The organism is Paenibacillus sp. FSL F4-0125 (assembly GCF_038008565.1).
Taxonomy (GTDB): Bacteria; Bacillota; Bacilli; order Paenibacillales; family Paenibacillaceae; genus Paenibacillus_AQ.
The window spans coordinates 723,716-743,927 of the sequence record NZ_JBBOZJ010000001.1 but is presented as its reverse complement, the minus strand read 5'-3'; the positions used below and the strand labels follow the sequence as shown (position 1 = coordinate 743,927).

18 protein-coding genes are annotated in these 20,212 nt (G+C 46.4%); 3 read left to right on the top strand and 15 right to left on the bottom strand.

Annotated elements, in window-relative coordinates:
* Positions 1-275: 275 nt before the first annotated feature.
* The 4 genes from rlmD to NST74_RS03335 form a co-directional block, all read right to left on the bottom strand.
* Positions 276-1,745: a 23S rRNA (uracil(1939)-C(5))-methyltransferase RlmD gene (gene rlmD / locus NST74_RS03350; RefSeq protein WP_341110377.1), complete on the bottom strand. Its 1,470-nt coding sequence runs from the start codon at positions 1,743-1,745 to the stop codon at positions 276-278.
* A 141-nt stretch (positions 1,746-1,886) separates the two neighbouring features.
* Positions 1,887-2,777, bottom strand: a complete 891-nt coding sequence (locus NST74_RS03345; protein ID WP_042124069.1) for a diacylglycerol kinase — start codon at positions 2,775-2,777, stop codon at positions 1,887-1,889.
* Positions 2,778-3,009: 232 nt separating this feature from the next.
* On the bottom strand, positions 3,010-3,777 hold the full coding sequence (locus NST74_RS03340) for a sirohydrochlorin chelatase (RefSeq protein WP_341110376.1): 768 nt from the start codon (positions 3,775-3,777) through the stop codon (positions 3,010-3,012).
* 3 nt (positions 3,778-3,780) lie between these two features.
* Positions 3,781-4,071 (bottom strand): YerC/YecD family TrpR-related protein, encoded by a 291-nt coding sequence (locus NST74_RS03335; RefSeq protein ID WP_019913624.1) that lies wholly within the window; start codon positions 4,069-4,071, stop codon positions 3,781-3,783.
* Positions 4,072-4,432: 361 nt separating this feature from the next.
* Here NST74_RS03335 and NST74_RS03330 point away from each other — a divergent pair, with 361 nt between their 5' ends.
* Positions 4,433-5,002: a hypothetical protein gene (locus NST74_RS03330; RefSeq protein ID WP_042124064.1), complete on the top strand. Its 570-nt coding sequence runs from the start codon at positions 4,433-4,435 to the stop codon at positions 5,000-5,002.
* A 105-nt stretch (positions 5,003-5,107) separates the two neighbouring features.
* On the opposite strand, the gene corA is transcribed toward NST74_RS03330, so the two are convergent.
* The 7 genes from corA to NST74_RS03295 all read right to left on the bottom strand — a co-directional run bounded on the left by corA (position 5,108) and on the right by NST74_RS03295 (position 12,385).
* On the bottom strand, positions 5,108-6,067 hold the full coding sequence (gene corA, locus NST74_RS03325) for a magnesium/cobalt transporter CorA (RefSeq protein ID WP_341110374.1): 960 nt from the start codon (positions 6,065-6,067) through the stop codon (positions 5,108-5,110).
* 807 nt (positions 6,068-6,874) lie between these two features.
* On the bottom strand, positions 6,875-7,867 hold the full coding sequence (locus NST74_RS03320; RefSeq protein ID WP_042184776.1) for an inorganic phosphate transporter: 993 nt from the start codon (positions 7,865-7,867) through the stop codon (positions 6,875-6,877).
* 13 nt (positions 7,868-7,880) lie between these two features.
* Positions 7,881-8,498 (bottom strand): DUF47 domain-containing protein, encoded by a 618-nt coding sequence (locus tag NST74_RS03315; RefSeq protein WP_042184774.1) that lies wholly within the window; start codon positions 8,496-8,498, stop codon positions 7,881-7,883.
* Positions 8,499-8,700: 202 nt separating this feature from the next.
* Positions 8,701-9,798: a DUF3048 domain-containing protein gene (locus tag NST74_RS03310; RefSeq protein ID WP_341110372.1), complete on the bottom strand. Its 1,098-nt coding sequence runs from the start codon at positions 9,796-9,798 to the stop codon at positions 8,701-8,703.
* 144 nt (positions 9,799-9,942) lie between these two features.
* On the bottom strand, positions 9,943-10,719 hold the full coding sequence (locus NST74_RS03305) for a DODA-type extradiol aromatic ring-opening family dioxygenase (protein WP_042124054.1): 777 nt from the start codon (positions 10,717-10,719) through the stop codon (positions 9,943-9,945).
* 85 nt (positions 10,720-10,804) lie between these two features.
* Positions 10,805-11,635, bottom strand: coding sequence for an alpha/beta hydrolase family protein (locus NST74_RS03300; RefSeq protein ID WP_042124053.1), 831 nt, complete (start codon positions 11,633-11,635; stop codon positions 10,805-10,807).
* A 546-nt stretch (positions 11,636-12,181) separates the two neighbouring features.
* Entirely contained in the window at positions 12,182-12,385 is a 204-nt protein-coding gene (locus tag NST74_RS03295; RefSeq protein ID WP_042124052.1) for a hypothetical protein, read from the bottom strand.
* 182 nt (positions 12,386-12,567) lie between these two features.
* Here NST74_RS03295 and NST74_RS03290 point away from each other — a divergent pair, with 182 nt between their 5' ends.
* The gene (locus NST74_RS03290) at positions 12,568-13,230 is read left to right on the top strand and encodes a DUF1129 family protein (RefSeq protein WP_341110369.1); all 663 of its coding nucleotides are present in this window, start codon (positions 12,568-12,570) and stop codon (positions 13,228-13,230) included.
* Positions 13,231-13,277: 47 nt separating this feature from the next.
* Positions 13,278-14,219 carry a hypothetical protein gene (locus tag NST74_RS03285; protein WP_341110368.1) on the top strand — a complete coding sequence of 314 codons (942 nt, stop codon included), beginning with the start codon at positions 13,278-13,280 and terminating at the stop codon, positions 14,217-14,219.
* 102 nt (positions 14,220-14,321) lie between these two features.
* On the opposite strand, the gene ilvA is transcribed toward NST74_RS03285, so the two are convergent.
* From ilvA to purH, 4 genes are all read right to left on the bottom strand, one after another.
* Positions 14,322-15,584 carry a threonine ammonia-lyase IlvA gene (gene ilvA, locus NST74_RS03280; RefSeq protein ID WP_042124049.1) on the bottom strand — a complete coding sequence of 421 codons (1,263 nt, stop codon included), beginning with the start codon at positions 15,582-15,584 and terminating at the stop codon, positions 14,322-14,324.
* A gap of 193 nt (positions 15,585-15,777) precedes the next feature.
* Complete coding sequence (locus tag NST74_RS03275) at positions 15,778-17,073, bottom strand: SEC-C metal-binding domain-containing protein (protein WP_341110367.1); 1,296 nt, start codon at positions 17,071-17,073, stop codon at positions 15,778-15,780.
* A 286-nt stretch (positions 17,074-17,359) separates the two neighbouring features.
* A complete protein-coding gene (gene purD / locus NST74_RS03270; RefSeq protein WP_341110366.1) occupies positions 17,360-18,625 on the bottom strand; it encodes a phosphoribosylamine--glycine ligase in 1,266 nt (421 codons plus the stop codon).
* Positions 18,626-18,648: 23 nt separating this feature from the next.
* The gene (gene purH / locus NST74_RS03265) at positions 18,649-20,196 is read right to left on the bottom strand and encodes a bifunctional phosphoribosylaminoimidazolecarboxamide formyltransferase/IMP cyclohydrolase (RefSeq protein WP_341110365.1); all 1,548 of its coding nucleotides are present in this window, start codon (positions 20,194-20,196) and stop codon (positions 18,649-18,651) included.
* Positions 20,197-20,212: the final 16 nt, after the last annotated feature.

Genomic DNA, 20,212 nt, shown 5'->3' with positions numbered 1-20,212 from the left:
CTGATGGCTCTCCTTATTAACTTGATGGCATTATTTCGTTAACAACATGGCTCTCACAAATTAACCAAGTGGCTCTACCACGCCAAAATATTCATTAGGGGAAACAAAAATCATAAGAAAACCTTCCAAGGAACAAGTTTGCTGTATGTTACCTTGGGAGGAACATATTATCAACTATAGAAACTTGCATTAAGATGTACTGACTCTTAAAATCAAAGCCTTAGTGATATATTCTCTTGGGCTTTGATTGAACAGGTAAATGCGGCTCCAATAAGCTATATTCTTATAAGCAACGCACAGCATTCCACATGTACCGTATGCGGGAACATATCCACCGGAGTTACCTCCACTGTCTTATATCCACCATCCTCGAGCACCCGTAAGTCTCTTGCCAGAGTCGATGGATTACACGATACATACACCACACGCTCCGGCTTCATCGCTAGAATCGTCTCCAAAAGTCGTGGGTCGCAGCCCTTACGCGGAGGATCAACCACGATAACATCTGCCGTAATCCCCTGCTCTTTCCAGTTAGGGATTACATCCTCAGATGCACCTACCTCAAACACTACATTATCCATACCATTCAAAGTGGCGTTCGCCCGTGCATCCTCAATCGCTTCGCGTACGATTTCTACACCGTAGACCTGCTTAGCATGCTGTGCAAGGAACAATGAAATCGTACCGATCCCACAATAAGCATCTATAACAGTCTCGTTACCCGTTAGCCCTGCATATTCCACCGTCTTACCATAGAGGACCTCGGTTTGTGCCGGGTTAACCTGATAAAAAGAACGGGCAGAAATCGCGAATTTCACATCGCCGATATAATCGTAAATAACATCGTTCCCCCAAAGGGTACGGGTTGTATCTCCGAAGATTACGTTTGTCTGCTTAGTATTCACGTTCTGGCAGATGCTTGTTACGGCTGGGATTTCGCGGCGGATCTCTGCTATCCATTCGTCAACATTCGGAATACGGTCACCGTTAGTAACAAGGACAACCATCATCTCACCAGTACGGAAGGCTTTCTTTACTACGACATGCCGCAGTAAGCCTTTGCCAGATTCTTCGTCGTAAGCAGTAATGCCAAGCTTGCGTCCGATATCTTTCACCTTGCGTACAACGTCATCATTATCTTCATGCTGAATTAAGCATGTTTCCATATCGATGATGCGGTGACTGCCGCGCGCGTAGAAACCGCCCACAAGTCCGCCTTCCGTTACGCCAATTGGCACCTGAGCCTTGTTGCGGTACCGCCAAGGCTCGTCCATGCCCAGTGTTGGGCGGACGAGAATGCCCTCTGTCTGAGCCATCTCAGCGTCTCCGCCAGCAGCCCCACCACTCACCCGGAGCTTTCCAATCCGCTCCAGGTTGTCCACCACCAGCTGCCGTTTCCACGCCAGCTGCGCGGTGTATTCCATATGCTGCAGCTGGCAGCCGCCGCATTGGTCATAGATCTCGCAAAGCGCCGCAATGCGGGCGCTGCTCGCCTCTACTAAATTCAGCAGCTTGGCATAGCCATACTGCTTCTTAGTCTTGAGCACCTTTGCCCGAACCTTCTCCCCGGGCAGGGCTCCCTGCACAAAAAGGGTAAAGCCTTCAACGCGGCCTACCCCTTCACCTTCATGGGTCATGCCGATGATATCGAGCATAACCTCATCATTTTTATTCACAGGCAGTCCGGCGACAGGCGCCTTGCCGACTGGGCGGCTGGTGCTGCGTCCACTGCGGTGTTTACTCATTATTTATTGTTCACTTCTTTCATTATCATCGCTGTATAAACCCAATTAAATGTCTTCGATCATTATTATCGCTGTAAATCTCACAGTGTCTTCGATCAAAGAACATCGCTATATATACCTACAATATCTGTCCATTGACCCTTAGTTATTCTCAGCAAAAATTCGCAAATGCTGTGGCAAAATCCGGAATCGCCCTGGCAGTTCTCCGCCTAGCTCGCCGTCCAAATTCAATTGGACATGCCCTGGAGAGATTACATCCATCGCATCCGTACGGAAGTATATAACCTTCTTATCGTTCAAATGCTCGCCGCGAAGGGCTAATCTGACCAAACGGACAAACTCCGCTAGGTTGCATTTTTTAACCGCAATAACATCTAACAGACCGTCATCGATACGAGCGCCGGGAGCAAGCTTTTCAAAGCCGCCAACAGAATTCGTATTTGCAATCAGGAACAGCATGAACTCATCATGAATGACTTCTTGACCATTAGCACGAATGATTAGTTCCTGAGGAGAAAGGCTGACCATTTTTTCAATACCTTTTAAATAATACGCAAGCTGCCCTATCATGGTCTTCAGCTTACTAGGAACTTCATAAGTCAGTTCGGTTAGACTACCGCCGCCTGCTATATTAATAAAATAACGGTCATTTGCCTTACCGATATCAATCGGACGTGTCTCTTGGCGAATGATCAGATCACAGGAATCTTCCCAGTTCTTCGGGATCCCCATTGCACGTGCAAAATCATTGGTAGTACCAAGCGGCAAAACGCCGAGTGGGGGAAGATTAGGCTTCTCCGCCATACCATTAATAACCTCATTTAAAGTGCCATCGCCACCGGCTGCTATGATCAAATCATAACCGCGTTCTACTGCATCTGCAGCAGCTAACATAGCATCGCCTTCTCCGGTTGTTGCATGGCAGGAGGCCTCAATGCCACCCATATCCAGCCGGTCCAAAATATCGGCGAGCCGCTTCTTCATCTCTTCCCGTCCAGAAGTGGGATTATAAATCAATCTCGCAGTTTTCATTACCGGAACGCCACCTGTTTTTATAATAGAATAACCTAATTGATTATACCTAATTCGGACCACTACAATCAATGTTAAAGGCCCTTTCATGCAAATATTCCATTATACAGCAATTCATGACACTTCATCTGACAAAAAAATATATTTATATGTATATGCAACATATCCCGTATTATCCACGGATGTGGGCACTATTTTTCATGATTAAGTGTGTTCAGGGGTAGTTGCTTTATCATTTACTTCGAATCTGTTCGAGGAGTGTCTCTACCTGTCTCTCAATCCAATGCGGAAGAAGAGGGTGCGGAAGAAGCGTTTGACCAGAATACTTATAGGTTAACCCTTTAAGTCTATTCGGAACCACATGCTTAGTGAAATAGCCTTCACTCAAAAAAAGCGGCGCCACCAGCACCTCGTGACCCTGCTCCTGCCAATACTCCACTTTGCTTCGTACACTGTCCGGACTCAGCAAACCATAGTCGGCCGCTGCTACACCACTTTCCTCACGTACACGTTCCGCCAGCGAAGATATCCCCTGCTGCCAGCGTTGCCGGAAGCCATCATAGATGCTGCCATGACCCACGAGTAGAATTGTTTCACGCGCTGGTTCCGTAGACAGCACACGTAGCTTGTCCCAGATCATTACAGCGATGTCCGGGTCATCGTCGATAGGATAACCATAGTGAACTCTAGCCTTCACTGAGAACAGCGCTAAATCCGTCTCACGTTCAGGCTCAGGTTTGGCGCCTAGTGCATATTCTATCTCATCGACATGTGTGCTTCCCGAGGAAACGAACAATGGGATCACAATAATATCTGTGATCCCTGCGTGTTCCAGCTCATTTATTCCATCTTGAATCAGACGGCCCTCTACCAGCTCTAAAAAAGAGACCACCACAGGAATCTTTTCACCTAGCGATAATCCACTTACGGCTTCCTCCACGATCGAAACCCAAGCCTCGTCGCGAGAGCCATGACTGATAATAAGTACGCCCGGTGCCATAAATTAGCGTCCCAAACGTTCCAATGTTAATTTATATCCATCATTGCCGTAGTTCAGGCAACGTTTCACACGGGAAATCGTAGCTGTGCTTGCACCCGTCTCTGCTTCGATCTGGTTGTAAGTCGAACCTTTGCCGAGCATACGCGCTACTTCCAGTCGCTGCGACAGCGATTGAATCTCGTTCACAGTGCACAGATCATCAAAGAATACGTAACATTCTTCCATATTTTTCAATGTTAAAATAGCTTCAAATAATTGGTCGATACTTTTATCGTTTAGCTTCTTCAGCTGCATAAGATTATCATCCCCTAATGTGTCTTTCTTGCTCTACTATATTGCACTGGAGCGCATTTTTCAAGCATTAACGATTTCACGCTGTAAAGAGTGAAATCGATGGACAAACGTCCACCCCTGGCGCACACTAATTATGTACTAAACTATTTTCATTTCTTCCTACACAAGAAATAGCACCTACCCTATAGTACTACATAAGCGCCGAAAATCAAGCATGTACACGCTTTTTTCACTTCTTTAGGGCGATTATAGGCATTCGCCCTTTTCCGCTCCTATCACGGGTAAACCGGGCATTCGTCTATACCGTATGTTCGCCCATGACATACAGTATAGCAAACCACTAACAAAGGAATGTGATATTATGCCTGATCATTACTATAATCATTCCCGCCGGAATCAGCGTTCGCTGAGCGATTCGTATAATGCCTCTGCCTATCCCGGCCTCAGTCCATACGCGCCTTCATCCCTCCCAGCAGATAGTGGAATCCTTCCCTCTTTAGGAGCAGAAGCTGCCGCTGAAACGGCGCTAGCGCTTCCTGCTGCTGAAGCCACAACGAAAGCTAGCGGCGGACTTGCCGGACTACTAAGCGGCTTAGGCGGTTTAGGCGGCGGTGGCGGAATTGGTGGGAATATGGACCAAATTAAAGGCATCATCGACCGAATGGGCGGCATTGACGGGATCGTAAACTCTATGGGTAAAGTACAGAAGGTGATGTCCGGCTTCCAGCAGATGGCTCCAATGGTTAAACTCTTCATGGGTAGCTTCGGCAAAGGAAAAGGAGCAGCAGGCGCCCTGGCAGCCGAAGAGGATGCCGCACTGTTCAGCCCGAGTCGACGCAAAAAAAGACGCTCTACTTCTCAACGTCGCAAATCGTCCACAACCACACGCCGGCGCTCAACTCCCTCTACTGGAAAACGTCGCCGCAAATAGCGGTGACGTTTTCTGGTGTGCCTACGGCCATTACCGGATAGGTACTATAATCTGACAAACAGCATTTCTCAGGGGAAGAGACTTGCTGTATCGTTTCTTTTATCTTTACTTAAACCATCCACTTCGCCGGAACCATCTGAACATACCAACGCCCACCACCACCATAAACAGCAGAACGCCAAAATACCCATACTTCCATTCAAGTTCAGGCATCACTACAAAGTTCATTCCATAGATTCCGGCAATCAGCGTCAGCGGCATGAATACGGTGGTGATTACTGTTAGTGTTTTCATGATCGAATTCATCCGGTTGGAGTTAAGAGAAATGTAGCTATCACGTAGATCCGCAGTCATTTCTCGATCCGCCTCAATCATATCCGACAGTTTTAACAAATGGTCATAGATATCGCCAAAATAAATCCGTTCCTCACCGTTGCTCTGGACATGCTGCGAATTCACGATCCGGTACATCAAATCGCGCATCGGCACAATCGTCCGCCGCATCTTGAGCAGCCTTCCGCGCACATTAAACACTTGGCTCATCAAATCCTCCACCGACTCACTGCCGCCATTGCTCTCCAGATCCGCAAGCTCATCCTCTAAACTGTAGAGGCATGGAAAATACTTATCTACCAGCTTGTCCATTACAGTATATGCAGCCGCCATCGGACCACCCGACCAGCCTTTACGACTATGTATTTCACGCTTCACCTGCTCCCAAGCTTCATTCATCTCTGTTTTTTCCTGATGATGATAGGACACGAGGTAATTCGCACTCAAAAAAAGGTCAATCTCTTCAGCATCCAGCGTCTCTTCATTCAGCGCATGCAACACAAAAAACTGTACTTCCTCATAATGATCCAGCTTCGGCCGCTGCAGCACATGCATACAGTCCTCAATCGCCAAAGGGTGAAAATGAAAATAGTGATCCAGCAGCAGCGTCTCCTCTGCCGAAGGTGTAGCAAAGTCTGCCCATATCCATGCATAATCCTCCCGCCGGATATCCTGCAAAGGTATGTCTGTCAGCACCTCACCTGTATGCGTCACCGCAAGTGTACGTATCATAAATGTTCCTCCGCTTCATCTTCTTCCACGCATCTATTGTACCGCAAGAAGTGGAGTCTTCCAAAAATAACAAAAAAGAATCTCAACCGTGAAGTCGTAGCTCTGAGGTTCCATTATTCTATAGCGTCCCATTCCGGAAAGGATGGAATACTCTTTAGTAAGTTTCGTTCATCCTCTTCTCCCTCTGATCATTCGGTTCATTGTGTATTAACGATGCTCCTCAGATGGTGGGGATAGAATGAATAGAGTAGATAGGGTTGGGTTGGGTTGGGTTGGGTTGGGTTGTCACCGAACTTAATCAAATCGTATTAAGTGATTTGTTTAATGATTAGTTAGTTTAAATTCTAACCGCCGCCTTGATTCGACGATGCACAAAAAGCTACGTCCAGACATAAGCTCATAAGCACCTTATCCAAGCTTTAACCACTCTCGGTTGTACGAGCTAGACTCTGCAAATTTAGGGCATTTATACCCTTCTTTATGCTTCTTCGACGTCATTCGCTAATTCTGGGGTATTTATACCCCTCTTTTTGCTTATACGACGCTATTTCGCCAATTCTAGGGTATTTATACCCCTCTTTTTGCTTATACGACGCTATTTCACCAATTCTGGGGTATTTATGCCCCTCTTTATGCTTCTTCGACGTAACTTAGCTAATTCTACGGGATTTATACCGCTCTTTCTCCTCCAATCGCCCAATTCCGTCATTTTTACGGGTTTTATACCGCTCTCGCCCCGCTCCACCCAAACAACAAAAAAAGATGTCCGCAGCCAAAGGCTAACTGACATCTTTTTATTAAAGGGATTTAAAAAATGATTTTGAAAATCAGACCGGCTAATACCGCACTGATTGGAATCGTAATAAACCAGGTAACTACAATACGTCCAGCTACTCCCCATTTCACGGCAGAGAAGCGTTTTGCGGAGCCAACACCCAGGATCGCTGAAGTGATAGCATGTGTGGAGCTGACTGGCAAATGCAGCAGTGTTGCCGAGAAAATAACGGAAGCCGCGGAAATATCAGCCGCGAAGCCGTTGATCGGCTCGATTTTGAAAATCTTCGTACCCATGGTCTTGATAATCTTCCAACCACCAATGGAGGTACCGAGTGCCATAGCCGTAGCCGCAGCAACCTTAACCCATAGAGGGATTACATCCATAGTCTCTTGGCGTCCTGATGTAACGAGGGCAAAGGTAATGATCCCCATCGCCTTCTGCGCATCATTCGTACCATGAGTAAACGACTGTAATGCCGCCGTCACAACCTGCATGGAACGGAAGCCCTTATTAACCGTATGTGGACTACGCTTTGCAAAAATCCATTTCAGGACTGTCATGATGATATAACCGATAACAAATGCAATAATTGGCGAGAAGATCAAGCCCTCGACAATTTCCACAAATCCGCCCCAGTTAATATGCGACGAACCTGCACCCACATATACTGCACCAGCCAAAGCGCCGATCAGTGCATGAGAGGAGGAGGACGGAATTCCGAGCCACCAGGTGATCAAATTCCAAATAATCGCAGCAATCAGCGTGGCTATTATGATATCCAGACCATTTTCCAGCAACGTGGGGTCTGTGATACTTCCGCCAATTTTCTTAGCTACACCTGTAAACATCAAAGCTCCGACAAAGTTCATCAGTGCCGCCATAATAATAGCTGTTCGAGGTTTTAACGCACGTGTAGAGACAGAGGTAGCAATCGCGTTGGCCGTATCATGGAAACCATTAATAAAGTCAAACGCAAGCGCGAGAAATATAACAATTCCAAGAATCCATATCGATGTTTCCATATTCTAGTACCCCTTATGAGTTGCGCATGATGATCGATTCCAACATGTTGGCTACATCTTCACATTTATCTGTAGTGGTCTCGAGTCGCTCATATAATTCCTTGCGCTTAATCAGCTCAATCGGGTCCTTAACGGTTTCAAATAGAGCTTTGGTACAAATACGAAGGACTTCGTCCCCTTGATTCTCAAGGTCATTCAAACGGATCGTATATTCACGAATGGCCAGCAGCTTCTTCTGGGAAAGCAAATGAACCGCTTTTTGGATTTCATAAGCACACTGACGAAGGATTTCGGCAAATTGTACAATGTATTCATCCGGGTCAAGAAGGTTGTACATATAGAAACGTGAGGCAGATGCCTCCAAGCCATCAATGACATCATCCATGCTTGTAATCAAGTCCATAATGTCGTCACGCTCAAGTGGCGTAATGAACGTCTTGTTCAATTCCTTAATTACGGTGTGCGTGTAAGTATCACATTGGGATTCGTACTTCTTCATCTCTGCAGCGAAACTATCGACATTATTCTGGAGATCAGTGATATTCTGAGCAAAATAATCTGCAGCTTGGACAATGGTATCCGCCATATTTTCCAGCGTCTCAAAGAATATGTCCTTTTTTCTCAACTTCATTGTTTTAAACCCCTTTACATAATATTACCGTGAGTACAGAGTCACCCATATGTAAAAAGCATGAAAATGAATGACAACCCTTGTTATCTTAACATATCCGTAGAAGGTATAGAAGCTATAGAAATGAACTTTTTTACACTCTATTAACACTTACCCATAATTCCGAACACAAATCTGTATATCACTGGATATTCCGACTTTCTTAGGTTGCACTATCTGCTCCGCCATATACCACATGACTGCTAAATGAAGGTGCATTAGGGACGACCAAAATATGGGTGATTCCTGGATACATTAGCTCTTCCTTACCATCCTTCACAAACCGAATCACATCACCTGGCTCACGCGACCATCTGCCCTTTGTGACCTGTCCCCGCTGAAAGAGCAGCGCTTCTCCACCAAGCTCTACGTCAACCTGAAGTCTTCCAACATCATCAAGTACTTTATGATCGGAACCCATCACCATCACATTTACAGCTTCTACTGGCTTATTGTTATTCAGATCCAAATGTGGTTTACCATTCACGTAACGCTGATAGGTCTGGAGCTGAGTATCGTATTTATAGTCAATTTTATAGCTTTTAAGTAAGAAGTTTACGCTAAACTCAGCGGCCTGTTCTCCGCCTGTTGGTATGTAATCTGGATTGTTAAAAAGATACCCTGGCACCTTCACACTTTTCTCATAACCCAGCTTCTCGGCACCTTCCCGAAGCTTCGCTGCATTACTGTAGAGATTATGAGGGGCTTTACGTGCTTTGTCCCGCCAGAAATAGGCTCCGGCACGACCGATTTCGTCCATATCTGCTTTTTTCTCTTTTTGCAAAATGGCATAAGCCGCAGGACTCCCTCCGGCATGCACCGTCACACCACCGTAGCTCTCGCCAATATCGAGCAGATAGGGACGGATACTGCGAATCGGCCCGATTTTCACTACTCCAGTATGACTTTGAAAAATACCAATCAACCGCGTTATGCCACCTTCAGCAAGAATCTCATATAAAATATCTGCTTCGCTCACCCCCGACTGCGGCCGGGCCGCTGGAGCATTATTTATCATAACGGCCAAGGGGCGTGGGAGACTGTCTTCAGAAACCGGCAGGCCTGTTAACCCGGATATGAGTTCAGCAGAGGGATCCGCAGTCGGTGTTGGCTGGATCGTTTCAATAGGTGCGGGATCTGAGGTAGGTTGCTGTGTCGGGGCAATTACATTATTTGCACTCTCTGTTCCGCAAGCGGAGAGCAATAGGGTACTCAGTACAATGGCAGATAACAGACGGGAAGAAGAGCAGTTTACTTTCATAAGCTTGTAGTTCCTCCTAAACATTTTATGTATCTTAACTGGTTTCTTCCATTTAATCACAGCCAGTCCCATTTGTCTTGATCCGCTTGCATTAAAAAAGGGCACAGCCGATTTCCGGCTGCACCCTGCATGTATCTTATCCGTTTAGTCTAGCTTCCAGCAATTAAGGCTTAATGTCCCATATTGATACGCTTGAAATATCCGCTCTGCCTTCCTGCTGCCATCCGCTGTTCCCATCGCATAAAAGAGAGGTGCAAAATGCTCTCTTCCGTAAGATGGAACCGCATCTCGAACATGTGGAGCTTTTTTCTCATAAGCAAACAGTGAAGGCAGATCCCATGATTCTAAACCCTTGGCAATCCACGCATCGAATTCAAGCGCCCACTCCTCAGGCTGATCACTTTCATTTAGCATCCGCAAATTGTGAACAAGTCCACCGCTTCCTATCAGCAGTATGCCTTCGTCACGCAGAGGGGCTAACATCCGCCCGATATTGTACTGTTCCTTCGGAGAACGTAGTGAATCGACGGATAAAGCGACTACCGGAATATCGGCTTTCGGAAACATTTTTTTCAGTATTACCCAGACTCCGTGATCGAGTCCTCGCCCCAGAACGGGCTGATGTGAAAGATTGTTACCCTTAAAGAGCTCGGAAATCCGCTTGGTCAGAGCTGGATCACCCGGGGCTGGATAGGTCAGTGTGTACATTTCTTCAGGGAATCCGTAGAAGTCATGTTGAGTCTCGTGCTTCTCATCAATGGTGAGTAGCTGTTCCGGGCTATCCCAGTGCGCTGAGAATACTACTATACCCCGTGGTGCTTCTAGTTCTTGACCAAGCCGCTCCAGAAAACGGGTATACTCGTTATCCTCCAGTGCGAGGAGCGGAGAACCGTGCGCGATAAAAAATGACGGTAATTTCATAGGATGCCAACCTCCATAACCCAGTATATGGTGTGCATCTTTATTTTACCGCTTATTTCAAGTTATTGCGAGTAAAGTCCATCACCTATATCATCCAATTTTGCCACTCTGTCTGCACGTGCTCCTGCTCGTTCATCCATTCTCTTGTCCGCTTAAGCAGTTGTTGCTGTGCTGGCCCGGAAGAAAAGGTATGATCCCCTTGAAAAATGATCTCTTTATCGCAACGCCCCTCAGGGCGCGTCCAGAATAATTTCTGATAAAGGAAAGCATAATCCACGGGGATGACATCGTCAGATGTACCATGGATTACGAGTACATCACCGCTGAATTTACTTGCCTCTTGGAAAGGCTGAAAAGCCGCCAAAGAATTAAAATATACCGGTGTGAATGAGTAGCCCACATAATCCGCAGATCCATTCTTCACCGATCGATCATACGCCTCCCGCCCTACGATCTTCACAATATCATTGAAGGGGTAGCCCACGGAGGCCCACAGCACGAGATTCTTCACACGGCGATCCCGAATACTTGTCAGAAGCGCAACCGCCCCACCCAGACTGTGGCCAATGAGCGTCACACGCTGTGGATCCACATCGGCAGAGCTGATTCCGTAATCGAGCACCGCTCTTGTCTGAGCGATCATCGACTCCATATCCTCGCCGCCGTAATTACCGCTGCTCTCGCCGCAGCCCGCATAATCAAATCGAATGACCATATACCCGTCTTGCGCCAGCTCACGAGCCGCTTTGACAAAGATCCGATCCACCCCAATCCGGTTACCTACAAATCCGTGGCAAATTACGGCTAATGGTAATCTGTCCTTGCAACGTGTGGAAGTTCCCTTCTCTTTACTCGGATAATGGATGCTCGCTGTCAATTCTTCGCCGTTATGCCGAATTACAATATTCCGTTCCATTGCCGTAACCTCCTATATTTAAAAGTTATTTTAATTTATTAGAATTCCGATTAACTTAGTGTGAATTATATCCTTATTATAAAGATTTCGCTCATATTGTCAACAGGAACGGGACAATTCCTAATCAAATGAGGCGTTTATTGAACATTGGTCAGCACGACAAACAGAGTATTCCGTAAGTCATGATCATGACTCCGGGACACACGCTTAGTTTTTCCCCTCTTGATCTAAACACTAATCTTCGTTGATTTAGATATCTTGTATGCGGATAAGCCACACCATGGAGGTTTGAGGGTTGGGGTTGGGGTTGGGGTTGGGGTTGGGGTTGGGGTTGGGGTTGGGGTTGGGGTTGGGGTTGACGGTACGCGGCTGGTGTCATTCCCGGTTCCGGTGTTCCAACGCCCCAACGCTACACATTTTTGTAATTCCAGCATTCCGACGATTTGAACCAAGTCCCCTCACAAAAACGCACAACAGCGATCCTCCAGTAAACGGAGGATCGCTGTTGTGTTGTTTTTTAGCGTGATGAGCTTCTAGGGTCGTCAATCAATCATAGCTGTCGTTAAACATCTCATGGGTTTCTTGACTGCCTTCCCAATCCTTAAGCAGGCCCTCGGTTGCTGGTTCTTCCGTGGAATTCCACATGCTGAATCCATCAGAGCCGCCCCAATCCCCCATTGAATGATTGGGCGTAGGCTCGAAACCGTTGCCCATGACTCTTTCCTGGTCCTTCTTGTTCTCATGTTCCATAAAGCTCCCAACCTTTCCCAAAGCTATATTGATCAAGCAATAACATTATCAGTGTTCACTCTTATAAAAGGATTATGCATAGGAAAATAGAAATGCTTGTCCTTGCGCTGACCTGTCAGGCAAACGTATACTCTAGGTTAAAGACTATACCGATTACACTACTGGAGGTTTACATCCTAATTATGAAAGTGAAAGATATGATTAAGGAAAATAACGCCCTACGCGAGCAGATGACGCCTTTCAATCGATCCTATTTTGAAGATATGATCCTGACGTTGCGGGCTAGCCGGATAGAAGCTCTACGCACTGAAGAACTTTTACTGGATGCAGCAAAACTACTTCTGAAAGAACAAAAGAAAGGGAAAAATGCTAAGCAGGTGTTTGGTGAGAATCCGGATGATTATTTTAAAGAGATCATAGACAGCATTCCCACACGCCCGGTACGCAGCAAATGGAACTATTACTCGATGATTCCCTGCGCGGCTCTAACCTGTCTGTTCGGAATCTTCGCTATAGGCGGACTCTTCCTGCAATGGACCAATGGATCACCCGGGATGTTCGGACAGATTAGCCTCTTCACGCTCTTCGCTGTGGGTGCAGGTTCCATCATCTTGATCGAGCTTATTATGAAATGGATGACCTCCTTGTCTGAGAGTGATGCGCCTACAGCCAAACCTTTTGATATCAAGGGCCTTGGCGTCTATATCGGAATCGCCGTGGTTGCCGTATTCATTGGTCTCTACCTTGACCGTTTGTTTCCGGTCATTACATTATCTCCATGGGTAAGCTTAATTGTTTCCCTGATTGGCGCAATTGGACTAAAGTTTATATTTTTCAAAAAGTAAAAATCGTGCTCCACCCGTATTCCATCCGATAGACAGGGGGAACTTTTATGAATAAGAAGCAAGGTATTCTCTATTCTGTTCTAGCAGTAACATTGGGACTAGGTGCTATACCTATAGGAACGATTCAAGCTGAAGGCGCTGTCAGCCCTCCTGTGGGAGGCGCTAAGGCAAGTCCTCTGACTACTAACAATGATCATGCGGAGGCTATCTATAAAGCTGCATTGCCGCTGTTGTCTTCCTCTAACAAGTTACCCGAAGCTATTAAATATTTGAACGCCAATATGTATGCGGTAGGTTCGTATCGTGCCACAATAATGACACTGAAGCTTGAGAATTTACACAAGGCGGCGCTTCCGGCGTGGGAGAGCAAATTCAATACCAGCAATGTCCAGCGGAAGCTCACCACCATCTATAAGGCTGGCGCTAGTATGAAAACCCTTGCTGAGGCTACAGAAGATCCCGCACTGCGCACTCTACTGAAAAGTGCCAACGAAAGCGGATATAAACTGGAGACGGCGGAGGGTACTTTTTTCCCTGTGATCGATTATGCAGCTTACCGCAAATATAAGCTTTATGTCACTAATGATATCAGTGCTTATATATCCATTATGGCCACGGAGTCTGATCTTCCTTCCTCCAAGGATAACGGGCTGGTCATTGGTTGGACCGATGTAGCTGCACGTGCATTGTCTCAAGAGCAATTCATTCAAAATTATCCGAAATCGAATCGAATTTCAGCTGTAAAATCCTTATACTCTATTTACGTTAACAATACGTTCTACGGTCAGAACAACACGCCCCTCTTCCACTATGACAATCTGGAAATGGACTTGGAGGCACAGAAAGCCTACTCTAGCATTCTGACCAAGAATAACGATACTAGCTCATTCCTACAGAAACTAGATGGCTTCATGAAATTGATGAAGGATAATAGTTTTAAATTAAACGATGAAGTCGAGCAGTTCCGTAAGACTACCATGCCACTCTGATATACTAGAAATATAAGACATTATACAAAAGGCCCGCCCCAATTTATTCTGGGACGGGCCTTTCTATGTTCATTAACGAAATGATTAAAGTGATGAAGGAAATTAAATAAGGATGTTAAAGAGATTAGAATCCTTATTGATTTCTACGTAATCGACGCCCTTCTGCTGCATCCGTTCGATGAGAGGTTCATAGGCATCTGTAGATAATAGTTCAATGCCTACAAGCGCAGGGCCGTTCTCTTTATCATGCTTCTTAATATACTCGAATCGGGTAATGTCATCGTGAGGTCCAAGGATCTCGCCCAAGAACTCACGCAGGGCACCTGCCCGTTGTGGGAAGTTCACCATGAAGTAGTGCTTTAAGCCTTCGTAGATCAGAGACCGCTCTTTGATCTCCTGCATACGGTCAATATCATTGTTACCACCGCTGATGATGCAGACAACCGTCTTGCCGCGGATTTGATCACGGTATTGATCAAGTGCTGCGATAGGTAAGGAACCCGCTGGCTCAACCACTATAGCATTCTCGTTATACAGTTCCAGAATGGTGGTACAAGCTTTACCCTCAGGCACCATCACAATGTCATCCAGATGCCGGGAACAAATATCATAAGTCAGTCCGCCGACGCGCTTAACAGCCGCTCCGTCCACGAACTTGTTAATTTCTTTAAGCGTTACCACTTCTCCAAGCTTGATCGCTTCAGTCATTGAAGCGGCTCCGAGCGGTTCCACGCCAATCAACTTAGTGGATGGACTGACCGTCTTCACATAAGTGGCTATTCCTGCTGCCAGGCCGCCCCCACCAATCGTTACGAACATAAAATCCGCAGGATGGTCCAGATTCTCCATTACTTCCATCGCTATTGTTCCATTGCCTGCAATAATTCTCGGCTCATCAAACGGATGGATCAACGTCATTCCATGATCTATACAAGCTTGCAGTGCTTCATCATAAGCGTCATCGAAAGTATCACCCTTCAGAATGACCTCAACAAACTCACCGCCGAACCGCCGAACTTGCTTCACCTTCTGGTTAGGTGTGGTGCTCGGCATATAAACCTTGCCCTTAATTCCAAGTGCCTTACAGGAGTAGGCTACACCTTGTGCATGATTTCCTGCACTCGCGCAGACAATGCCTTTAGCTCTATCTTCTGCTGATAGACTACGAATCATATTATAAGCTCCACGGATTTTAAAAGAACGGACAATCTGTAAATCCTCGCGCTTCAAATATACATCGCAATCATACTTGGCCGATAGTACGGCGTCACGCTGTAGTGGAGTCCGGATGATGACCTCCCGCAGTACGTGATGAGCCCGTACGATATCTTCCATTCCTACGATTCGGTCTTCCTCTTCTCTCATAACCCTCTCGCCTCACTATCATCTAATCATTCTCTTCTTGTAACATACTCTCCCAAGGACATTTTTTCAAGCATTGTCCGCTGCACGCAATACAATATTGAAGTAAAACTTACACTTTTTTATATTAAAAAAGAGACTATAGGAATCTCCCATAATCTCTTTAAGCTCATATACGTTCAAGATCCGAATACTACTAATCCTGTTGCTTCAGCATCCACTTCAACAGATCAGGTAGGCTTGTCCACAAGCGTGAGTGTACAATCACATATTCGATCGCTTCGTTTGCATCGCCCATCCCTACAAAATCCGGTAGGTTATGCGGCAATCTCTTGATCCCTAATAAATAATCCGGCACATGCTTGTTCACATTCCGCGCTACGCGGTACAACATTTTTAGTTGGGAAGTGATCCCGTTCTTCTTATATTCTAAGACCATACGGTCGTAAGCTACTGTTGCTGCAGCATCTTTTCCGAATTTCTCCAGCACTAATTCCGTCTCTGACAGCTTATTGCTGTAGAGGTATGCTGCAGTCAGAAGGTAACGTGCACCTGTGTTATCTTCCGGGTTAAGCGCTAAAATATGTTCGAGCGTCTTAGCGGCTTCTTTCGCATTTCCGCTAAACCAGCAGGAGTCAGCGTAGCTTTTACAGATTCGAATATATGGACGCGTCTCGTGGAGGTCCCAGAAATGCCCTTTATTCTCAGCGAAAAAGGCTTCACCAAGCTCACGTGCACCTGCTTCCATCCCTGCTTTCAGGAAAGCGCGGGCATCGGTTTCGTTCTCTGCTTCCTCAGCCAAAATGAGATAAGCATCCGGACTGTCCGGATATACCTCTAGCGCGGCTTCAGCTAACTGAATCCGGCGGTTGGATGTATTGGTTTGCATAGCCTTTTGTAATAGAGCCTGCTCCTGATCCTTCGGACTGCCTGAGACATTCAGCAGAAGTAGTTCTTCCTCCGCTCCACCCATGCCATATTCCTCAATGTAATTAAGCATCTCTTTAACTTTTCTAGAAATAGTAGGTGTAGTAACCTCATGTTTAGTGGCAAGCTCTGCTTGCGTTAGTGAGAAACCATATTCCTCAGACAAAATAAATTCAATTGCTGCGCAGAAAGAGCCCATTTTCTTCACCGCAGGCTTAGTCTTACGGGAATAACCATTCCACAGAACTAGAGCTTCCCAAATAAGCTCTCTATCATAGCTTTCTCTCATGCTCTCAATAAGGTGCAGCGCCAATTGTTCATGAGCTGGATGCTCCCATTTCAGATCACGTGACACTTTTTTTCTGAGCGTAGCAAGAGTGATTTTTACTTCAGGTTGTGCTACGGGTTCCTGCTTCTCAGCCACAATCTCGCTAGCTGCCGCTTCTTCCTTGTTTACAAGTTGCATGATGGACTCTACTGCAGAGGGTTCTTTCCCAAGGCAGCATTTCTTATATTTTTTCCCGCTTCCGCAAGGACACATATCATTTCTTCCAATCTTACTCAAAACGAATTCCCCCTTAAATCTGTGAGTAGCCATTCGCCATAAGCGTATCGCTAGTATGCACTATAAGTATCATCATTTCCAGGCACGAGGCATCCTTTAAAAGGTTACTTCACAAAGTCTGAAGGACTCCGATTTAAAAGGGCCTTCCCATGATCGGAAAGACCCTTATCTGTATATATCCGCACATTTTCCCCCGTACGTGTAGTATTATAGCACTTCTTCTATCACTTGTCAGTCCTTTTTTAGGACTTTTAGCGCAAAAAATGCTAGATACAGTTCTTTATCCTTATACCAAAGCTTTCATAGCGATGTCGCTGCGGCTTTGTTTTCCGGAAAAAGTAATTCCTTCAGCCCTGGCGTAAGCTGCAGCACGAGCTTCAGCAATCGTAGCACCTAGGCCTACCACGCCTAGTACCCGACCCCCATTCGTTACCCAGCTTCCGTCTTCACCACGCGCCGTACCGGCATGGAAGATCAACCCTCCTTGGCTGTCTTCAAGGCCTTCAATCGGTACACCCTTTGGATAAGGGCCTGGATATCCTCCTGAAGCAAGAACTACGCATACAGCCGCTTCGTCGCTCCATGCTATGTCGATATCTGCAAGTCTACCCTCGGTAACTGCCAAAAAGATTTCTAGCAAGTCGCTCTTGAGTCTAGGCAACACGACCTGTGTCTCAGGATCACCGAAGCGAGCATTAAACTCAATCGTCTTAGGTTTTCCTTCTGGAGAAATCATTAGTCCCGCAAACAGTACACCGCTGAAGGGACGACCTTCATCCACCATGGCTTTTGCTGTCGGCTTAATGATGGTCTCGATTGCTTCTTGGATAATAGCCTCATCAATATGTGGTAAAGGCGAATAGGTACCCATTCCGCCGGTATTAGGACCTTTATCCCCATCAAATACGGGCTTATGATCCTGAGCAGCAGCCATAGGACGTACCGTCTCTCCATCGACAAAAGCCAGAATCGACATTTCCTGTCCAGCTAGAAACTCCTCAATAACAACCTGTGCGCCTGCCTCACCGAATACCTTAGTGACCATAATATCAGCGAGCGCTTGCTCTGCTTCTTCCCGGGAATAAGCAACCGTCACGCCTTTTCCTGCGGCCAGACCATCTGCCTTGATGACGATCGGCAGCGGCTGCTCCCGTAAGTAAGTTAGTGCAGCTTCATAGTCGTCAAACTTCTCATAGGCTGCTGTCGGAATATTATATTTATGCAGAAGATCCTTCATAAAGGTTTTGCTGCCTTCGATCTCCGCCGCATTCTTACGCGGACCAAACACAGGAATATCCTGTGCTTCAAAAGCATCCACAATTCCAGCAGCTAGTGGATCATCCGGTCCGATTACAACCAGACCTACTTCCTTCTCTTTTGCAAAAGCCGTGAGGCGATCGAACTCGAATACTCCGATCGGCACACATTCGGCTAACTGCGCAATCCCGGCGTTGCCGGGTGCGCAATAGATTTTACCTGCCTTGGGGCTTTGGGATAGACTCCAAATCATCGCATGTTCCCGGCCGCCGCCGCCAACCACTAAAATATCCATCCGAATATGATCCTCCCAGTGCTCTAGTGTTTGAAGTGACGGACGCCTGTGAAGACCATAGCAATACCATACTCATTAGCGACCTTAATTGATTCTTCGTCTTTAATGGAGCCGCCTGGCTGTATCACAGCAGTGATACCTGCTTTTGCTGCCATTTCAAGCGTATCGCCCATTGGAAAGAAAGCGTCGGAAGCAAGTACAGCTCCCTTGGATTTTTCACCGGCTTGTTCGATTGCAATTTTTGCTGCACCCACACGGTTCATTTGTCCTGCACCTACGCCAACAGTCATATCATCAGCTGCGAGTACAATCGCATTAGACTTCACGTGCTTAACTACTTTCCATCCGAACAACAGCTGTTTCAATTCTTCTTCTGTTGGTTTACGGTCCGTAACAACTTGTAGATCATCTGGGTTTACAGAGTGCACATCGCTCTCCTGTACAACCATTCCTCCATCGATCGAAGTCACTACAAAGCTGCTCTTACGCGCACTAGCCGTACTAAGATTACCGATTTTGAGTAAACGGAGATTCTTTTTCTTTGTAAGGATTTCCAGTGCTTCTTCCGTAAAGCCTGGTGCCAAAACGATTTCGAGGAAAATATCTTTCAGAAGGTTCGCTGTGTCTGCATCAATTATGCGGTTCGCTGCTACAATTCCGCCAAAGATAGAAGTTGGATCGGCGTTGTAAGCTTTTTGATAAGCTTCGTATACACTTTCACCCACACCTACACCACAAGGGTTCATATGTTTAACCGCTACGACAGCAGGCTCTTCAAATTCCTTCACGATTTGCAGTGCTGCGTTAGCATCGTTGATATTATTGTAAGACAACTCTTTGCCGTGCAATTGCTCAGCCGCAGTGAGTGTATCCAGTGCCGCCAATGGCTTGCGATAGAACGCCGCTTTTTGATGCGGGTTCTCACCATAACGCAGATCCTGAATTTTCTCATAAGTCACGGTGTAGCGCTCTGGAAGAGGCTCGCCAGTAACGTTAGCCAGATAATCGGAAATTAAGGCATCGTAAGCCGCCGTATGACGGAACACTTTTGCCGCAAGACGTTTGCGTGTTTCTAGCGTTGTATCTCCACCTGCGCGAACCTCTTCAAGTACTGTAGCGTAGTCATTAGCATCCACCACTACACTTACAAAAGCATGGTTCTTCGATGCAGAACGCAGCATTGTAGGTCCGCCGATATCGATATTTTCGATGGCTTCCTCGTAGGATACGTCAGGTTTTGCGATCGTTTCCGCGAACGGATACAGATTCACAACAACCAGATCGATGTAGTCCAGTCCAAGCTCCTTCATTTGACGCGTGTGCTCCTCGTTATCACGAACAGCAAGCAATCCGCTGTGTACAGCAGGATGCAACGTTTTGACACGTCCGTCCATGATTTCCGGGAATCCTGTCACATCGGAAATCCCGATGACTGGAACACCTTCTTTAGCCAAAAGCGTGCTTGTTCCACCTGTAGAGATAATTTCTACGCCTAATGCAGACAACTCGCGGCAAAAATCCACGATACCTTGTTTATCCGATACGCTGACTAGCGCTCTTTTGATACTCACTTTGAATAGTCCTCCT

Coding starts and splice junctions, on each gene's coding strand:
- rlmD (WP_341110377.1), bottom strand. CDS start 1,745: ATGAGTAAACACCGCAGTGGACGCAGCACCAGCCGCCCAGTCGGCAAG.
- NST74_RS03345 (WP_042124069.1), bottom strand. CDS start 2,777: ATGAAAACTGCGAGATTGATTTATAATCCCACTTCTGGACGGGAAGAG.
- NST74_RS03340 (WP_341110376.1), bottom strand. CDS start 3,777: ATGGCACCGGGCGTACTTATTATCAGTCATGGCTCTCGCGACGAGGCT.
- NST74_RS03335 (WP_019913624.1), bottom strand. CDS start 4,071: ATGCAGCTGAAGAAGCTAAACGATAAAAGTATCGACCAATTATTTGAA.
- NST74_RS03330 (WP_042124064.1), top strand. CDS start 4,433: ATGCCTGATCATTACTATAATCATTCCCGCCGGAATCAGCGTTCGCTG.
- corA (WP_341110374.1), bottom strand. CDS start 6,067: ATGATACGTACACTTGCGGTGACGCATACAGGTGAGGTGCTGACAGAC.
- NST74_RS03320 (WP_042184776.1), bottom strand. CDS start 7,867: ATGGAAACATCGATATGGATTCTTGGAATTGTTATATTTCTCGCGCTT.
- NST74_RS03315 (WP_042184774.1), bottom strand. CDS start 8,498: ATGAAGTTGAGAAAAAAGGACATATTCTTTGAGACGCTGGAAAATATG.
- NST74_RS03310 (WP_341110372.1), bottom strand. CDS start 9,798: ATGAAAGTAAACTGCTCTTCTTCCCGTCTGTTATCTGCCATTGTACTG.
- NST74_RS03305 (WP_042124054.1), bottom strand. CDS start 10,719: ATGAAATTACCGTCATTTTTTATCGCGCACGGTTCTCCGCTCCTCGCA.
- NST74_RS03300 (WP_042124053.1), bottom strand. CDS start 11,635: ATGGAACGGAATATTGTAATTCGGCATAACGGCGAAGAATTGACAGCG.
- NST74_RS03295 (WP_042124052.1), bottom strand. CDS start 12,385: ATGGAACATGAGAACAAGAAGGACCAGGAAAGAGTCATGGGCAACGGT.
- NST74_RS03290 (WP_341110369.1), top strand. CDS start 12,568: ATGAAAGTGAAAGATATGATTAAGGAAAATAACGCCCTACGCGAGCAG.
- NST74_RS03285 (WP_341110368.1), top strand. CDS start 13,278: ATGAATAAGAAGCAAGGTATTCTCTATTCTGTTCTAGCAGTAACATTG.
- ilvA (WP_042124049.1), bottom strand. CDS start 15,584: ATGAGAGAAGAGGAAGACCGAATCGTAGGAATGGAAGATATCGTACGG.
- purD (WP_341110366.1), bottom strand. CDS start 18,625: ATGGATATTTTAGTGGTTGGCGGCGGCGGCCGGGAACATGCGATGATT.